This is a genomic window from Singulisphaera sp. GP187 (assembly GCF_900129635.1).
In the GTDB taxonomy this organism is placed as follows: domain Bacteria; phylum Planctomycetota; class Planctomycetia; order Isosphaerales; family Isosphaeraceae; genus Singulisphaera.
The window spans coordinates 642,871-659,061 of sequence record NZ_FSRB01000003.1 but is presented as its reverse complement, the minus strand read 5'-3'; the positions used below and the strand labels follow the sequence as shown (position 1 = coordinate 659,061).

General features: G+C 65.1%; 13 protein-coding genes and 1 pseudogene. 3 read left to right on the top strand and 11 right to left on the bottom strand.

The genetic code is table 11. The features are described from left to right. Nucleotides 1–30: 30 nt before the first annotated feature. Nucleotides 31–635 (top strand): annotated as a pseudogene (locus BUS42_RS38670) (prolyl oligopeptidase family serine peptidase). A 49-nt stretch (nucleotides 636–684) separates the two neighbouring features. On the opposite strand, the gene BUS42_RS38665 reads toward BUS42_RS38670, so the two are convergent. The 9 genes from BUS42_RS38665 to BUS42_RS38630 all read right to left on the bottom strand — a co-directional run bounded on the left by BUS42_RS38665 (nucleotide 685) and on the right by BUS42_RS38630 (nucleotide 9,290). Next, nucleotides 685–1,119, bottom strand: coding sequence for a DUF4279 domain-containing protein (locus tag BUS42_RS38665; RefSeq protein ID WP_159452347.1), 435 nt, complete (start codon nucleotides 1,117–1,119; stop codon nucleotides 685–687). Nucleotides 1,120–1,136: 17 nt separating this feature from the next. Then, a complete protein-coding gene (locus BUS42_RS38660) occupies nucleotides 1,137–2,000 on the bottom strand; it encodes a uroporphyrinogen-III synthase (RefSeq protein ID WP_074316731.1) in 864 nt (287 codons plus the stop codon). Then, nucleotides 1,997–3,106 carry an LLM class flavin-dependent oxidoreductase gene (locus BUS42_RS38655; protein ID WP_074316729.1) on the bottom strand — a complete coding sequence of 370 codons (1,110 nt, stop codon included), beginning with the start codon at nucleotides 3,104–3,106 and terminating at the stop codon, nucleotides 1,997–1,999. The genes BUS42_RS38660 and BUS42_RS38655 overlap by 4 nt, the downstream gene beginning before the upstream one ends. After that, nucleotides 3,103–4,170 (bottom strand): alkene reductase, encoded by a 1,068-nt coding sequence (locus tag BUS42_RS38650; RefSeq protein WP_074316727.1) that lies wholly within the window; start codon nucleotides 4,168–4,170, stop codon nucleotides 3,103–3,105. The genes BUS42_RS38655 and BUS42_RS38650 overlap by 4 nt, the downstream gene beginning before the upstream one ends. A 262-nt stretch (nucleotides 4,171–4,432) precedes the next feature. After that, the gene (locus tag BUS42_RS38645; protein ID WP_074316725.1) at nucleotides 4,433–6,232 is read right to left on the bottom strand and encodes a SufS family cysteine desulfurase; all 1,800 of its coding nucleotides are present in this window, start codon (nucleotides 6,230–6,232) and stop codon (nucleotides 4,433–4,435) included. Next, nucleotides 6,229–7,248: a nitrilase-related carbon-nitrogen hydrolase gene (locus BUS42_RS38640; RefSeq protein WP_074316723.1), complete on the bottom strand. Its 1,020-nt coding sequence runs from the start codon at nucleotides 7,246–7,248 to the stop codon at nucleotides 6,229–6,231. The genes BUS42_RS38645 and BUS42_RS38640 overlap by 4 nt, the downstream gene beginning before the upstream one ends. Nucleotides 7,249–7,621: 373 nt before the next feature. Continuing rightward, complete coding sequence (locus BUS42_RS44195; RefSeq protein ID WP_173878286.1) at nucleotides 7,622–7,759, bottom strand: hypothetical protein; 138 nt, start codon at nucleotides 7,757–7,759, stop codon at nucleotides 7,622–7,624. Between the two features lie 108 nt (nucleotides 7,760–7,867). Next, complete coding sequence (locus tag BUS42_RS38635) at nucleotides 7,868–8,242, bottom strand: DUF983 domain-containing protein (protein ID WP_074316721.1); 375 nt, start codon at nucleotides 8,240–8,242, stop codon at nucleotides 7,868–7,870. Nucleotides 8,243–8,300: 58 nt separating this feature from the next. Then, complete coding sequence (locus tag BUS42_RS38630; protein ID WP_074316720.1) at nucleotides 8,301–9,290, bottom strand: cupin domain-containing protein; 990 nt, start codon at nucleotides 9,288–9,290, stop codon at nucleotides 8,301–8,303. Between the two features lie 275 nt (nucleotides 9,291–9,565). Here BUS42_RS38630 and BUS42_RS38625 point away from each other — a divergent pair, with 275 nt between their 5' ends. Then, nucleotides 9,566–11,191: a sigma-54-dependent Fis family transcriptional regulator gene (locus BUS42_RS38625; RefSeq protein ID WP_074316718.1), complete on the top strand. Its 1,626-nt coding sequence runs from the start codon at nucleotides 9,566–9,568 to the stop codon at nucleotides 11,189–11,191. Nucleotides 11,192–11,547: 356 nt separating this feature from the next. On the opposite strand, the gene BUS42_RS38620 is transcribed toward BUS42_RS38625, so the two are convergent. Further along, nucleotides 11,548–12,183, bottom strand: a complete 636-nt coding sequence (locus BUS42_RS38620) for a hypothetical protein (protein ID WP_143206677.1) — start codon at nucleotides 12,181–12,183, stop codon at nucleotides 11,548–11,550. A 506-nt stretch (nucleotides 12,184–12,689) separates the two neighbouring features. On the opposite strand from BUS42_RS38620, the gene BUS42_RS38615 reads away from it, so the two are divergent. Beyond that, nucleotides 12,690–15,005 (top strand): glycoside hydrolase family 95 protein, encoded by a 2,316-nt coding sequence (locus BUS42_RS38615; protein ID WP_074317542.1) that lies wholly within the window; start codon nucleotides 12,690–12,692, stop codon nucleotides 15,003–15,005. 90 nt (nucleotides 15,006–15,095) lie between these two features. Here BUS42_RS38615 and BUS42_RS38610 read toward each other — a convergent pair whose 3' ends face one another. Further along, nucleotides 15,096–16,157, bottom strand: coding sequence for a DUF1559 domain-containing protein (locus BUS42_RS38610; protein ID WP_074316714.1), 1,062 nt, complete (start codon nucleotides 16,155–16,157; stop codon nucleotides 15,096–15,098). Nucleotides 16,158–16,191 lie beyond the last annotated feature (34 nt).

The following is a 16,191-nucleotide window of genomic DNA, read 5'->3' as shown; positions in this document are numbered from 1 at the left end:
GGACTCCTCGTGCGCAATGGTTATCTTGGTATGAGTATCAATTATGTGCTCAGTACCAAAGACAAGCCCACGTGGCTCCAGAACCTGCACGACTGCAAGACCTCGGTGCGCTGGCTCCGCAAGAATGCCGATCGCCTTCAGATCGACGCCGACCACATCGGCGTGATCGGCGGCTCGGCGGGGGCCATCTCGCGGCGATGGTGGGTGTGACGGGTCCGGATGACGGGCTCGACCCTGCGGGACCGGATGGCGAGTTCTCGTGCCGGGTCCAGTGCGCCGTCGATCTCTATGGGCCGGCCGAACTGTCGGAGTATCATGACCTCTCGATGCTTGGGAAGTCGATTGAAGAGGCGTCGGAGCTTTATCGCAAGGCTTCACCGACCTCCTACGCCGACAAGCACGACCCGCCCGTCTTGATCTTGCACGGCACGGCGGATCAGACCGTGGCGCTGAAACAGTCGGAGTTGTTCGCGGCCGCGTTGCAGAGGGGGGAACCGTGCACGAGCTGGTCGTGGTCCCCGACGCTCCCCACACCTTCCACCTTCAGCCCAAGCAACGAGACCTCCGCCCGCTGGTCATCGGGTTCTTCGACAAGGCGCTCAAGCCTTCCGTTGCCGGGGAGCGGTGACACTTGATGTCGCGATCGAAGATGGTCCGCAATCACGGACCCTACTGAGGGACGCCTCAGTCTTCGTACGGCCCGTAAATATCAAACCAGAGCTCGATATTGAGTTCACCTAATGTCTTCATTTGAGAAGGGGGCATGGTCGGTCCACCATGCCCATCCTTGGACAGCCAGTAGCAGGAGATGGCCATGGTGCAACCGGTCTCTTGCAGCGACCGGATCACTGCGGATTTGGACGCGATCTGATCGAGGAGCCAGGCAACGTGTCGCCGAGAATCTTTTGATTCGACCTGCGACTTCGAGGTCAGAAACCAGCCGCTGAGCTCCGCCACCTTCGGAGGACGGTTGGTCCGTGGAATGACTTCGCCCCGACGCTGCCAGCTTGAAGGTTCGATTCCGAGGCGTTCCGTGACCATGGCAGGATCGACCGCGTTCGGATAAATCAGCAGTGTGGCATAGGTTCTGGCACAGGTCGGGTAGTCGTCGTCGTCCATCGGTGGGTTGTCGCCTCTCATGCGGAGTCCGAATCAGGTCGCGGCTTGCCCACGCCGCGCCAACCTGCGGCGACGGTGGCGACGAGGGGGCCCATCTTCGGGTGTTCCGGTTCGAGGTCGACGGTGAGACCGAGCTCTCGAATCGTCTCGGTGGTGGTTGGGCCGATGGAGCCGACCACGGTCTGGTCGGTCAACGCCGCGCGAAGCTCGGTCTCGCGGCCCATTTCGGCGGCGACCTCGAGCATGTGGACGACTTGCTGAGCCGAGGTGAACAGGACTGCGCCGATCTGGCCGGTCGCAATGGCCTCGATCGCGTGGCGCAGCGGCTCGGTATTTTCAGGAAGCGCCCAGCGATAGACCGGCACGCGGGAGACGGTGGCGCCTCGCTGTTCGAGCCCTTCGATCAGCTCGGAGTTCGCCTTGCCGTACTCCTGCACGGCGACCCGCAATCCGGTCACCGGCAGGTTGGTGTCGAGGGCGTGGAGCAGTTCGCGCCAGGTGTTCGGCTCGGGGGCTTGGAGGTCGATCCGTACTTTCAACTCGCGGAGCGGAACGAGCGGTTTGGGACCGCGGATGACGATCTTCGCCTTGGCCAGGGCCCCTGTCCAGGTTTCGCGGGGGATCTGGGTTTCGATGGCCTGAGTGAGGAATCGGGTGCCGACGCCGGTCAGGAAGATGACCATGTCGAAGTCACCGGCGATCAGGCGGTCGGCGAACGCAAAGACCGCGGGATTGTCGCCGATCGGCACCTCGCGAAGGGCGGGCGCCGCGACCGGCACACCCCCTTGGCGGGCGATCAACTCAGCCATCGGGCCGGCCTGGCGGCTCTCGAAAGTGACGACGCGGAGGCCGTCGAAGGCGGAAGAAGGGGCGGAGCTCATCGCGGAAGTGATCCTCGGATCGATTCGGGGGTCGAGGCTGGGGTCTGAAGCGAGTCCTTACGTGGACCCGGGAGCTTAGGCTCGGTTTCTCGCTCGGCACTGAGTGCTTTACGGGCCTCCGCGGCGATCCGGAACGAACGGAGTCGTGCCTGGTGATCGAAGATCTGACCGGTGAGCATGAGCTCATCGGCGCCCGTCGCGTCGATCAACGACTCCAGCCCTTGCCGCACCGATGCGGGCGAGCCGACGACCGAGACGCGGGTCATCCGGTCGACGTGCGGCCGCTCGGCGGGGCTCCAGCGTTCGTCCATGCTGTCGACCGGCGGCGGCAGCGGTCCTGGATGGCCACGGATCAAGTTGAGGAATGCTTGCTGGAGTGAGGTGAACAGGCGGCGGGCTTCGTCGTCGGTCTCGGCCGCGAACAGGTTCACGCCGATCATCACCCGGGGCTGTTCGAGCCATTCGGACGGTTTGAAGTGGGTGCGGTAAAGGTCGAGGGCCGCGACCAGGTAGTCGGGGGCGAAGTGGGATGCGAACGCGAACGGCAGGCCGAGCTCGGCGGCCATCCGGGCGCTGAAGTCGCTCGAGCCGAGCAGCCAGATCGGGATGTGGAGCCCCTCGCCGGGGACGGCCCGGACCGCTTGGCCGGGGACCGCGGCGCGGAAGTACGACATCAACTCCATCAGGTCGTGTGGGAAGGTGTCGCCGCTACTCCCGAGCTTGCGGCGCAACGCCTGGGCGGTCCGCTGATCGCCGCCGGGGGCGCGGCCCAGGCCCAGGTCGATTCGCCCTGGGTAGAGTGACTCGAGCGTGCCGAACTGCTCGGCGATGATCAGTGGAGCATGGTTCGGCAGCATGATGCCGCCGGCCCCGACGCGGATCCGCGACGTGCCGCCGGCGATGTAGCCGATCACGACCGCGGTTGCCGCGCTGGCGATGCCCGAAATGTTGTGATGCTCGGCCACCCAGTAGCGTTGATAGTCCCACTCCTCAGCGCGGCGGGCCAGGTCCAGCGTGTTGCGGAAGGCGTCGCTGGCCGTCCCCCCTTGCACGATCGGGGCAAGGTCGAGGACGGAGAGAGGAGTGGATGTCAGACGCTGAGTCATACCAAGACCTCTGCGAGTGCGGGATAGTCGGTATACCCTTTCGGGCCGGGCGTGTGGAAGGTCGCCGGGTCCGGCTCATTGAGCGGGAGGCCGAGCTTGAACCGGCGTGGGAGGTCGGGGTTGGCGAGGAACTGCACGCCGAAGGCGACGGCGTCGGCCTCACTACTCTCGATCAGATGTTCGGCCGTCTCCTTCGTGAATCGCTCGTTGGCGATGTAGACTCCGCCGAATGCCTTTTTCAGGCGGGGGCCGAGGCGGTCCGGCCCGAGGGCCTCGCGAACACAGAGAAAGGCGATCTGGCGCTGGCCAAGCTCACGCGCCACGTGCCCGAAGGTCGCGGCCCGGTCCGAATCGCCCATGGAGTGCGAGTCGCCTCGGGGCGAGAGGTGCACGCCGACCCGTTGGCGTCCCCAGACGCCGATGGCGGCATCCGTTACCTCCAGCAGGAACCGAGCGCGGTTGCTGATCGAGCCGCCGTAGGCGTCGGTGCGGTGATTGGTGCTGTCCTGAAGAAACTGATCCGGCAGGTAGCCGTTGGCCCCATGCACCTCGACCCCATCGAACCCGGCGGCCTGGGCGTTGGCCGCCCCCTTGCGATAGGCGTCGATGATGCCGGGGATCTCGTTCGTCTCGAGGGCGCGGGGGGTCTCGTACGGACTCGGCGAAGGGAGTCGGGTCAAGGTTCCCTCCGGCCGGATCGCGCTGGGAGCGACCGGGAGCTCCCCCTTGAGATAGAAGGGGTGCGAGATCCGGCCGACGTGCCAGAGCTGCAAGAAGATGTGGCCGCCCCGGGCGTGCACGGCCTGGGTGACCTTTTTCCAGCCCTCCACCTGCTCCTGGGACCAGATCCCGGGGGTGTCGGGGTAGCCGACCCCCATGGCCGTAATCGCGGTGGCTTCGGACAGAATGAGCCCCGCCGAGGCGCGCTGGGCATAGTACTCGACCATGAGGTCGTTAGGCACGCGCCCACTCCCCTCGGCGCGGGAGCGAGTCAGCGGTGCCATGAAGATCCGGTTCGGAAGCTGCAAGTCGCCGACGGTGATGGAATCAAAGAGTTCAGGCATCGAAAAACCCTCATCGCAAGGGTGAGCCGTTCGAGGTCGTTCCGATGCTACGTAGCGAATGACGTACCAGGGGGGAGATCGGAGTGGACCGACCGGACGACATCAAAGCTTTGCCGATTGCTCCGTCCTTCGATGACGATCGAACCGAGAACATCCTAGGGGGACGCCATCCCCAAGGCAACCTCGGCCTTCGACGGTTGCTTGTGCCCTGATCCATTCATGCAGGCTCGCCCTCGGGTTTTGCCCGCTCGAAGTGACGGGTTCAAGCCTCGGCCCCATCGGCGTGGAGCGATGCGGCGAGGGCTCGGAGCCGCTTGATCGTTTCGGCCAGCCCGTTGCGCCGGCCCGTCGTCAGGTTCGATTCCAGGCCGCCTTGCGCCAGGAATGAAGCCAGGTCGAACGCGAGGATCTCCCCTGCCCTGTGTCCCGAGAAAAGCTCTTGCAGCACGGCGAGCAGGCCGCGAACCACTTCGCTGTTGCTATCGACCAGGAACTCGAGCACGTCGCGGGTGCCCGGCCTGGCTCGCGAGGCGATGTAGACGGTGCTCAGGCAGCCGCGGACCCGGTTGGATTCGGTCCGAAGCGCGTCGGGCAAGGGGCTGGTCCGTCGTCCCAGCTCGATCAGGAACTCGTACTTCTCTCCCCAGCCGTCGAGGCTGTCGAGCTCGTCGAGCATCGCCTCCGCGGCCAACCCGATGGTTCGCGCGGTGGGACCGGGGTAGATCAGCTCGGGCTCGGCGTCGTCCTGCTCCGTGGATTGTCCGTGATCGGTTCGGACGGCCGGTTGCACGCCGACGACGGACCGCAAGGCGGCCGCGAACTGCTCCACCTCGTCGGTCGTGTTGTACAGGGCGAACGAGGCGCGGACGGTTCCCGCGACGTCGAGCCGTCCCATCAGTGGCTGGCAACAATGATTCCCCGCGCGGACGGCGATCCCCTCGGCGTCGAGCCGGGTCCCCACGTCGAGGGCCGACATCGGCGGCTGATCCACCACGAACGAGACGACCCCGGCGCGTTCCGCGGGCTCGCCCACGATCCGGACGCCGGGAATCTCCTTGAGGCGGCGGACGGCCAGTTCCAGGAGCTGGGCCTCGTGGTCGGCGATCCGGTCCCGGCCCACGCTCTCGAGGAACTCGAGGGCCGCCGCCAGCCCGACCGCTCCGGACACGTTCGGCGTGCCGGCCTCGAACCGGTAGGGCGGGTCGCCGAAGGTGGTCCGGTCGAAGCCGACGGTGTCCACCATGTCGCCACCGAACTGCCAGGGGGGCATCGACTCCAGCAGGCCGAGCCGCCCGTAGAGCACGCCGACCCCCATCGGCCCGTAGATCTTGTGCCCGGAGAAGGCGTAGAAGTCGCAGCCTAACTCCTGAACGTCGACGCCGGCGTGGGGCAGGCCCTGGGCGCCGTCGATGAACACGGGCACGCCTCTCCGGTGGGCCGCCTCGACCACGGCCTTGACCGGGTTGACCGTCCCCAGGGCGTTGGAGACATGGGCGAGGGCCACGAGCTTGGTCCGGGGCGTGAGCAGCGAGTCGAGCGCCTCGAGTTGGAGCTCGCCGCGCTCGTTGATCGGCAGGGCGCGCAGCCGCGCGCCTTTCTCAAAACAGAGCTGTTGCCAGGGGACGAAGTTGGCGTGGTGCTCCAGTTCGGTGATCAGCACTTCGTCGCCGGGGCCGACGTGCTGGCGGCCGAAGGTCTGCGCGAGCAGGTTGGTCGCCTCGGTGGTCCCTCGGACGAAGATGACCTCCTCGGCGCGGCGGGCGTTGAGGAACCGCCGGGTCGTCTCTCGGGCCCGCTCGTAGGCCGCGGTGGCGCGGTCGCTGAGGGCGTGGGCGCCGCGGTGGACGTTCGCGTTGTCGGCCTCGTAATACTGGACGATGGCGTCGATCACCGCGCGCGGCTTCTGGGTGCTCGCGGCGTTATCGAGGTAGACCAGCGGCTTGCCGTGAACCTCTTGGCCGAGTGCGGGGAAGAGGCTGCGAACGCGGGCGAGGTTCGCCGGGCCCCGTGAGTCGGTTCGATTCGCGTTGCGGGGGTTTGGTCGGGTGGGGGCAAGACTCATCGGCGGTTCCCTTCATTCTCGGTTGAGGCCGCGCGGGGGTTGTTGTTGGACCCCGGCGCGGGCTCCGGCAATTCGGCGTGCGGCCATCCCGTCCCGACGACCACCGCGGGGGTGGGGGAGGTGTTGACGACCAGGCGGAAGATGTCGGGCCGGGCATAATGGCCCACGACGTCGAGGTCAAATTTGCCCCGCGCCACTTCGTCGAGGTCGAGCTCGGCCGTGAGGATGCCGGGCTCATCGTAGAGCGGGCCCGCCAGGATCTGGCCGAGCGGGTCGATGATGCAACTGCCCCCGCGCGACATGACCGACCGCGGGTCATCGCCTTGGTCGGTCGGATAGTCGGCCGGGTAGTCGGAGCGGAGGGCGAACTGGTTGCACGAGAGGACGAAGCAGCGGCCTTCCAGGGCGATGTGTCGCGCGGTGGCTTGCCAGGTCTCCCGGTTGTCGGCGGTCGGAGCGCAATAGAGCTGAACCCCCTGGGCGTACATGTGCATCCGCAGCAGGGGCATGTAGTTTTCCCAGCAGATCGCCGCGCCGAGGCGGCCGATCGGGGTGTCCAGCACCGGCATCGTCGAGCCGTCGCCGAAGCCCCAGACGAGTCGCTCGGAGGCCGTGGGCATGAGCTTACGATGCTTGCCCAGCAGGCGTCCGTCCGGGGCGAAAAAGAGGACCGAGCAATAGAGCGTCCCCCCTGCTCGCTCCACGACGCCGATGACTAGGTGGGCGTTCGCGCTCCGGGCGGCAGCGCCGATCGCCGCGGTGGCCGGCCCCGGGACGTCGATGGCACTTTCCCAGTAGCGGCGAAACTGGTCGCGGCCCTCAGGCGTTCGGGACCCGATTCGGGCCCCGAAGTCCAACCCGCGTGGATAGCCGGAGACGAACGCTTCGGGGAAAACGATGAGCTGAGCCCCGAGACCGGCCGCCTCGGTCGTGAGCGAGCTGACCCGCTCCAATGAGCGGTCGCAGTCGAAGGCGACGGGGGCCGCCTGGACGACGGCGGCTCGAACGATTGCCATGGGGTCTTTCGGATCGAGGTCAGAAGTCGTTCGCCCGCTCAAAAGCCGTGCACAAAAGGGATGAGCCCCTGGTTCGGGATCACCGGACCGGCCAGGCGAGCGGGATGTTCACTCACGGTTGATGCCCGGGGCTGATCCTCTTCCTTAGCGGAAACGCCGCCCGAGTTCTCTATCTTCCTCAATCGAGGACTCGCGACGGAAGGCGAAAACCGTTGGCTTCGCTGACTCGGGTGCGGCGAACCCGAATTGCTTTGCGATTGTTCTGTTGAATTGGACAGGTTGTAAGGGTTTGGGCGACAACGTATTTGTCATGCGGGGTAGGCTTTGGGCCGAGGGAGAAGCCAAGCCGTCCCACGTCTGTCCCACTCTGAGCTTAGCGCGGAGGTTGATCCTTGGGGTCCTTATTGGGATAGATGAACCAGCCGCGACCGAGGATTCCAACGGCGAGGAAGCACCAGCCGAAGAGGAATAAGGCGAACAGGAAACCGCCCAGATAAATCAAATAATTCATGGGATTTGACTCGATTCGTAGTTCGGCGTCATCAATCTTGGCCCTCGCGATGAGCCAGAACGACCGCTCTGCATGCCCGACTGCAGATCAACGCGAAGCGGGACCTGCTCAGTCTCCCGCCCCGTCCGGGTCGAAGAAACGGTCGAAGTGGATGAAGAGGATCCGGGAGTAGCGGAACACGGCCGGGGCGAGCGGGAGGAAGCCAACCCAGACCGCCAGGGTGATCCAGTGGAGCGGCCAGGTGGGGACGAGCCAGAGTTTCCCGAGCAGGACCCCGGCCGCGATGATCGGGATCCCGAGGGCATAGCTGAAGTACATCGCCCCGGTGAAGTAACCGGGCCCGCGCTCGAACTTCACATGGCAGACGGGGCAGCGCTCGTTCATCCGGAATGTCCCGCCGAAGACCCGCCCCTCGCCGCACTCCGAGCAGCGCTGGTGGAGGATCGCCCAGGGGTTGAAACGGTGATGCGGCAGCGTGACCATCGTGTTTCTCTTCCGCAAATAAAAGGGAGACCGGAGATCGTGAGGTCGGTGAATCGGTTCAGGTTCCACCGCGGCCCGGGGAGGACTCGAATCGGAACGGACTGAGCGCGGCCGCCAGCCCGGAATCCCGGGCCAGGGCGCCCAGGGACGTTCGCAAATCCTGGATTTCCAATGGCATGAGGTGCGCCTCGGATTGGGAATCGTTGCGGTGAACGATCCACGTGGCCGGCGGATTGACAATCAGGGACCCCGGCTCCCAGTCCACGCACGCCGGATCCATGATACGCCCTCGATCGTCAAGTCGCTTGCCAATCAGGGTCGAGCAGCCGGGCTGGCAATCGAGGATCAGGTGAAGGGTGGTCGAGCGGGTCAGTTCGAGCGGACGGGAATGACCACCCCCTGGTTGTACGTCGAACCGCGAACGGAGCGTCGCGGACTTCACCCACGACCGATCGCGGGCGCGGTCGGCCGGGAGAATCGTCACCCCATTCGCGGGCTTGGCCCCGGGATCGGACGCTTCGTCGGTCGGTGCGACATTTCGTCGTTCCGCGCGATTGGCCGTCGACTCGAACCGCGGTCGGGGGGCGTTCGCACTCGATTCGCTGAGCCAGGGCTCATCGTGAACCCAGAACAAGGCGGAATCGTCGGAGGCTGCGTGCACCGCCGTTCGACCGGAGGGCAGGACGAAGCAATCGCCGCGTTGCCACTCGGTGGCCCGATCGTCCGCACGGCTTCGGCCATGGCCGCGGAGCACGTAGTAGAACTCCGCGGTCGCGTTGGCGTGAGTGGCCACGGGCTCCCTGGGCCGGAGGCGGATGAAGCTCGTGCTCAAGGCCAGCCTGGCGGTTGCCGAAACCGGGAGATCGAGCCGCCTCCCCAAGTCGAGGGGAATGACCCGTGACGGGCCGTCCTCGTGTAGGCTCCGGGGGAAAACCGCATAGGGGCCACGGGAGATTCCGGCCGCGCCCACGCCGACCCGCTTGACGGCCTCGCTGACGCGGGAATCCGCCGCCTGTTCGTCGATTCGGGAGGCCGGATGAACGGACATCGTGTGTTTCCCTCGGGGGCAGGTCGGAGGTGGCGAAGGACGGATGCCGACTTCGCCGGTTGGCCTGTCTTCGTGAGAAGTCTCAATTGCAGGCGGTATGCCAATGTTCTTGGTCTGTCGTAAGGTGTTTTTTGGCTAAAGTTTATGGCGATGATTTGGGGGATTTCTTGGTTCATGAAATAGTCGAAATTTACGAAAATTCGTTATTGGTAACGGAATTTCGTAGAATCTCGGGGTGAGAACGTGGGTTTGCGGCTGTGGCGTGAGGTGGCGTGATGACTTCGGGAATTGGGCCTTATCGCCGGCTTCTGCTGGATATGGCGCAGGAGCGATCGGTGGAGGCCGTGCTGCGGCTGATCGTCGACCGCCTGTCTCAGCTTCCCGATGCGGCCTTGGCCCGGATCTGGCTGCTGGAGCCTGGGGATATTTGCCCGACTTGCCCGATGGCGGCCGCCTGTCCGGATCAGACCGCCTGCCTGCACCTCGTCTCGAGCGCGGGGCGATCGCTCGACGATGGGAGGGACTGGTCCGGGCTTGGGGGCCGGTTCCGTCGGTTTCCGATTGGCGTTTACAAGGTGGGGCGGATCGCGTCGCGCGCCGAGGCGATCGAGGTCCCCGACCTTCAGGAAGACGGGACCTGGCTGGCTGACCCGGGCTGGGCGCGTCGGGAGCGGATCCGTGGGTTTGCCGGTCAGCCGTTGCTGCATCGGGGGCAAGTCCTCGGCGTTTTGGGGGTGTTCCTGCGAGCCCGTCTCGACGGCGATCTGCTCGTCTGGCTTCGGATGATCGCCGATCATGCGGCGGCCGCCATCGCGAACGCTCGGGCGTTTGAGGAGATCGAGCGCCTGCGCTCGCGGGTCGAGCTGGAGAACGTCTACCTCCGCGATGAGGTCAAAGCCGCCTCCTCGTTCGGCGCGATCGTCGGCAAGAGCCCGGCCTTGCGGGCCGTCCTGGAGCAGGTGGAATTGGTCGGTCCGACCGACGCCGGCGTTCTGATCCTCGGGGAGTCGGGCACCGGCAAGGAGTTGGTCGCGCGGGCCCTCCATGAACGGAGCCGGCGCCGTGAAGGGCCGATGATCAAGGTCAACTGCGCCTCTATCCCGCGTGAGTTGTTCGAGAGCGAGTTCTTCGGCCACGCTCGGGGCTCGTTCACCGGCGCTGTGCGCGATCGCGTCGGCCGGTTCGAGCTGGCCGGCGGCGGCACGCTCTTCCTCGACGAAGTCGGCGAGATTCCGCTCGACATGCAGGGGAAGTTGCTCCGGGTCATCCAGGAGCGGACCTTCGAGCGGGTTGGCGACGAGCGCTCGCGTACGGTGGATGTGCGGATCATCGCCGCGACCAACCAGAATCTGAAGTCGGAGGTGGATGCCGGCCGGTTCCGCCAGGACCTCTTTTATCGGCTCTCCGTCTTTCCGATCGTCGTTCCTCCGCTTCGGGAACGCCTCGACGACGTGACCCCACTGGCCACGCATTTCATGCGGCTGAGTTGCCAGCGCCTCGGGATTCCCGAGCGTGCGCTGAACCGAGCGCAGCTCGATGAACTGCGAAGCTACCGGTGGCCGGGGAACATCCGGGAATTGCAGAACGTGATCGAACGGGCCGCGATTGCCTCAAGGACGGGCATGCTTCGACTCGACCTTCCCGCCTTGGCGAACTCCCAAGCGACGACGGATTCCGGAGCCTCCGCGCCGCCACCGAATCGGGCCGACTCTCCCGATGCGGTGAGCCGCCTCCTCAGCTATGCCGAGATGGAGTCGTTGGAACGTGAGAACTTGCTCGCGGCACTTCGCCAGACGCGCTGGAAGGTCTCGGGCAAGGGAGGAGCCGCCGAATTGCTTGGGGTCAAGGCCACGACGCTCAGCTCGCGAATCAAGGCGATGGGCATTCAGCGACCTGACTGAAAACTGATTTCAATGAATCTGTTTTGGATTTTAAACGATAGCAATGATGCCGGGATCTCGTTTCCACGCTCCGCGTGGGAATTCCGTCCGCGATGCTCCGAGTCGTTAACCCCAGTGGGTGGGGCCACCGGGCGGCCAGAACGCCATTCCCACGCCGAGCATGGGAACGAGTTTTTTTCGCGAATTTCGGCCTCCGGGGCAGACAGACGGCCCGGGGTTCCTTGCGGCAGGCTCTTTGGTGCGTCCAACTTAACCCCTGGGTTGGGCAGTGGGACAGCCGAAACAGAGGGTCGAACCTGTGTAATGCGGACATGTGGACAAGCAAAGAGTTCGAGCGTAGCCGGGAGGGCGAGAGGTTAAGGCTTCGGGACCCGGCGTGCGAGATGAGGCGGGGGTTCCGACTCGTACAGTCGCAGCAGCGTCGACTCCTCCCGGTCGTCCCACTGACTGCCCCCATACCGCCGCTGCAGGCCCAGTTCGATCCTCATCCGCTCGAACTCCAGCGCCGCGGGGAGCGGCGGCAGCCAGGCCACTCGGCCTTTGCGAAGCCTCTCGTAATAAAATTTCATGTGCAGATGATATGACGTCATGTCTTCGTGCAATGAAGCGGCGCGGATTCGGTCTCCGACCCGACCGATGACCTCGACGAGTCCCCGCGGCTCGAATCTCAACTGTTCCCCGTCGTTGACCCTGCCGGGCATAGGCTGCTCCGGAAGGCCCGAGGCGTCATCCGACAACCGCGTCAAGCGATCGAACTGCGAGCGGGTGCGGCCCATCAGATCGCTCGCGCCGTCGAGATCGCTCTGCCAAAGATCGCGGTTGATCTTGTATTGGGACTCGTGATACACGATGGCCCGAGTGAGCAGTCTCACGGTCGCGTCTTCCCCACGACGGACTCCCCAGGCTATGGCCGCCGCGATCGCGGCGACCATGGCGATCGCGGCGACTGCGGCCGAAGGGCGGACAAGGGAGCCCCGCCGGAGCCAGGCCATGAACACACCTCCGCAGATCTGACGGGCCCACCGATCGGTCAGCCCTCGGCCCCGTGCCGAGGCCCCACGGATGAGAACTCTCCGGTTGGCATCCCCCATCATACCTTACGAGCGTGAAACTTTACTACGGTTCGGGCCTCGGCTTCGGCAGTCTTGCTGCCTAACCCAGGGGGTAAAGTGAGACGCTCCTTGGTTTCAACGACCCGTTCCAGGGCGAGAAAGCCTCTCGCTCCTCGTTTCCACGGTGGGCCATGGGAACGAGGGTGATTCCTCGCTCTTAGGTGGGTCGTTGTGAGTTTTTGTTTTTTCGAGGAATCCGTGGATGTTAACCGTACGTGTCCGCTAACATCACCAGAAAGCAGGATCAGCCCATCTCGTCGTGTCGGAAGTGAGGGAGAATCCCGATGGCGCACCCGATCTCGTTGGCTCGGACGGTCTGCGTTCTCATTGCTACGATCATGTTTGCAGACGTCATGCCGACGGCGTCGAGCGCGGAGGAGCCGGCGATGGTGCTGCACTATCGGCAACCGGCCGAGGCCTGGAACGAGGCGCTGCCGATCGGCAACGGGCAACTCGGAGGCATGGTGTTCGGCGGGACGGGCTCGGAGCGGATCGCGCTCAATGAGGACACGATTTGGGCCGGCGAGCGCCGCGATCGGAACAATCCCGAAGGCTTGAAGAACCTGCCTGAAGTTCGCCGCCTGCTCCGGGCCGGCAAGCCCGTCGAGGCAGAGGTTCTGGCCGAGAAATCGATGATCGCCGTTCCCAAACGCTTGCCCCCCTATCAGCCGCTGGGCGACCTCCGCCTCCGGTTCCCCGGCCACGATCGGGCTGACGACTACCGCCGCGAGCTCGACATCGACGCCGCGATCGTGCGCGTCTCGTATCGCGTGGGGGACGCGACCTTTCGTCGCGAGGTCTTCGCGTCGGCCGTGGATCACGTTCTCGTCGTGCGGCTCAGTTGCGACCGTCCGGGCCGTTTGACCTTCTCGGCGACCCTGGACCGCGAGCGGGATGCGCGGGCGGAAGCCGTCGCGCCCGATCGGGTCGTGCTCCGCGGTGAGGCGATCGCGCGGGACGAGCGTCACGTGAACGAGCGGAAGGTCGGAGTCAAGTTTTCGGCCGTTGTTCGGGTGGTTGCGGACGGTGGCCGCGTCTTCACCGAAGGAGACCGGGTCGAGGTTCGTGACGCCGACTCCGCAACCCTTTGGCTCGTCGCGGCCACCGACTTCCGATCGAAGGACCCCGACGTGACCTGTGAGCTGACCTTGGCCGCGGCCGTCCGACCCTACGAGAAGGTTCGCGCCGACCACTTGTTCGATCACCGTTCCCTGTTCCGCCGGGTAGCGCTGGAACTTGCCGAGCCGGGTGTGAAGGACGATCGGGCCGAGCTTCCGACCGACGTTCGACTCAACCGCGTTCGGAAGGGAGAATCCGACCTCGGGCTCATGGCGCAGTATTTCCAGTTTGGCCGCTACCTGTTGATCGCGAGCAGCCGGCCCGGGACCATGCCCGCGAACTTGCAAGGGATCTGGAACGAGAGCTTGACTCCCCCCTGGGAGAGCAAGTACACGATCAATATCAATACACAGATGAACTACTGGCCCGCCGAGGTGACGAACCTCGCCGAGTTGCATCAACCCCTGTTCGACCTGATCGAGACGATGCGCCCTTCGGGTCGACAAACCGCCAAGGCCCTCTACGGTGCCCGCGGCTTCATGGCGCACCACAACACCGACCTCTGGGCCCATACAGTGCCCGTCGACAAGGTGGGCTCGGGCCTCTGGCCGATGGGAGCCGCCTGGCTCAGCCTTCACCTCTGGGATCACTACGACTACGGCCGCGACCGCGACTTCCTCGCTCGACGTGCCTACCCGGTGATGAAGGAGGCGGCCGAGTTCCTGCTCGACTACCTGGTTGAGGACGACCAAGGGCGGTTGGTTACCGGGCCTTCGCTCTCGCCGGAAAACCGCTACCGGATGTTGGACGGAACGGTGGCCAAGCTCTGCATGGGGCCGACGATGGATATTGAAATCGCCCACGCCTTGTTCGGCCGCGTGATTGAGGCGAGCGCATTGCTCGGCGTCGATCCCGAGTTCCGTCAGCGGGTGACGGAGACGCGTCGTCGCCTGCCCGCGCTCCAGATCGGCAAGCACGGCCAGTTGCAGGAATGGCTCGAGGACTACGACGAGCCCGACCCAGGCCACCGCCACATCTCGCACCTGTTCGCGCTCCATCCGGGCGATCAGATTCGCTTGCGGGACACGCCCGAGCTGGCCGCGGCGGCGCGAACGACCCTCGAACGCCGGCTCGCCCACGGGGGTGGTCGGACCGGTTGGAGCCGTGCCTGGATCATCAACTTCTGGGCCCGCCTCGGGGATGGCGATCAGGCGTATGAAAATGTCGTCGCCCTTTTGCGCCAATCCACCCTGACGAACCTGCTCGACACCCATCCCCCGTTCCAGATCGACGGCAATTTTGGGGGGACCGCCGGGATTGCCGAGATGCTCTTGCAGAGTCAGGCGGGCGCGATCAGCCTCTTGCCCGCGCTGCCCCGCGCCTGGCCCACCGGCCATTTCCGTGGGTTGCGGGCGCGTGGGGGCGTCGAGCTGACGCTCTCCTGGCAGAATCACCGCGCCACTTCGGCCGAGCTGAAGGCCCGGGTGGCCGGGCAACATCGCGTTTGCCCGCCGCGCGGCCAGAAGGTCGAGGCCGTGAGCGTGGACGGGGAGCTGATTGCCTTTCGAAACCTCGGGGATGGGGACGAGACCATATCGCTGGATGTCGATCCGGAGAAAGTGTACCGACTGACGTTCCGTTGAGGGGCGATTCGGTGCCGGATTTTGCCCCCGAGACGGTTTTGGCCGTTCGGGGGCATCTTCCGGATGGAGTGGAACGGAACCGGAATCGACTCAGTAGGCGTCGGCGCTGAGCACTTCGCCGCTTGCCCTCGACCCGAGGGCCCACCAGGTCTGCATGTTAATCGAGTCTTTGATGAACTTGACGCTGCCATCGCTCATCAGGGCATTCACGCCACCGGCGTGATAGCTCGACGAGACGACGTAGTGGGCGTGTTGCGCCTGGGCACAGCACTGGGTCCGGCAGGCGGACCACTTCACCTGGCCCCCTCCGTTGGGCGGGACGATGCTGTTGAACATGGTGAGCCCCATCGCCCCCATGCCCCAGCGGAAGCCGCAGCCGGTGTTATTTCCACTGGTGTTGGTCGTGAAGTTTGCCGTGCACGATTGGATGTCGGCCTGGATCGCGTTGATTCCCATGGTGCGGGCGTCCAGCTTCCCGCCGGCTGTGCTGGTCACGCCGGCACCACCGGCGGCTTTGCCGCGTGCCGGGACCGTGGTCGCGGGCGAGTTGACGATCAGTTCGGCAAACGCGATCGTGTTCGAGGTGCCGTCGGTTGCGTCGCGGATCCCGATCGCGGTCTGGTAGGCGAACATCCCATTCGAACCCGCGGCATTCCAGGTGTGAAAAGTTGTGGTACCGACGCAGGCAGCGTAGTTGTTGATGTAGCCGGTTGAGCCGCTCGCATTGGGGTCGGACGGACAGAGGAAGAAATTGAGCACGGTGTTGTACGCCGTCGAATTGACGTAGTAACCGAGCTTGCTGTTGATCTGGCCCGGCGCAAGACTGAAGTTGCACACGTTGTAGATCGCGTTCTGCTCCATGTTGGGGAGCATCAACGCTTGGCCACTCCAGCTATCCCATGCACCCGACGCAAACGAGGCCGGGCCGTCGAAGGGCTGCTTGGACGAGCCCATCGGGAAAACGTCGTGGGTGGAGTGGTAGTTATGGATGGCGAGGCCGATCTGCTTTAAGTTGTTGACGCACTGGGCACGACGTGCCGCCTCGCGGGCCGCCTGGACGGCCGGCAATAACAGGGCGATCAGGACCGCAATGATGGCGATGACGACCAGGAGCTCGATCAGTGTGAATCCGGAATTCGTGCGCGTACGCATCGGGGTTCTCCGAGAGGATCGAACGAGATGAGGG

Excerpts from the sequence above, each read along its gene's own strand:
- BUS42_RS38660 (WP_074316731.1), bottom strand. The coding sequence starts at position 2,000 with ATGAGCTCCGCCCCTTCTTCCGCCTTCGACGGCCTCCGCGTCGTCACT.
- BUS42_RS38665 (WP_159452347.1), bottom strand. The coding sequence starts at position 1,119 with ATGGACGACGACGACTACCCGACCTGTGCCAGAACCTATGCCACACTG.
- BUS42_RS38630 (WP_074316720.1), bottom strand. The coding sequence starts at position 9,290 with ATGTCCGTTCATCCGGCCTCCCGAATCGACGAACAGGCGGCGGATTCC.
- BUS42_RS38610 (WP_074316714.1), bottom strand. The coding sequence starts at position 16,157 with ATGCGTACGCGCACGAATTCCGGATTCACACTGATCGAGCTCCTGGTC.
- BUS42_RS38640 (WP_074316723.1), bottom strand. The coding sequence starts at position 7,248 with ATGGCAATCGTTCGAGCCGCCGTCGTCCAGGCGGCCCCCGTCGCCTTC.
- BUS42_RS38620 (WP_143206677.1), bottom strand. The coding sequence starts at position 12,183 with ATGGCCTGGCTCCGGCGGGGCTCCCTTGTCCGCCCTTCGGCCGCAGTC.
- BUS42_RS44195 (WP_173878286.1), bottom strand. The coding sequence starts at position 7,759 with ATGAATTATTTGATTTATCTGGGCGGTTTCCTGTTCGCCTTATTCCTC.
- BUS42_RS38615 (WP_074317542.1), top strand. The coding sequence starts at position 12,690 with ATGGTGCTGCACTATCGGCAACCGGCCGAGGCCTGGAACGAGGCGCTG.
- BUS42_RS38625 (WP_074316718.1), top strand. The coding sequence starts at position 9,566 with ATGACTTCGGGAATTGGGCCTTATCGCCGGCTTCTGCTGGATATGGCG.
- BUS42_RS38645 (WP_074316725.1), bottom strand. The coding sequence starts at position 6,232 with ATGAGTCTTGCCCCCACCCGACCAAACCCCCGCAACGCGAATCGAACC.
- BUS42_RS38635 (WP_074316721.1), bottom strand. The coding sequence starts at position 8,242 with ATGGTCACGCTGCCGCATCACCGTTTCAACCCCTGGGCGATCCTCCAC.
- BUS42_RS38650 (WP_074316727.1), bottom strand. The coding sequence starts at position 4,170 with ATGCCTGAACTCTTTGATTCCATCACCGTCGGCGACTTGCAGCTTCCG.
- BUS42_RS38655 (WP_074316729.1), bottom strand. The coding sequence starts at position 3,106 with ATGACTCAGCGTCTGACATCCACTCCTCTCTCCGTCCTCGACCTTGCC.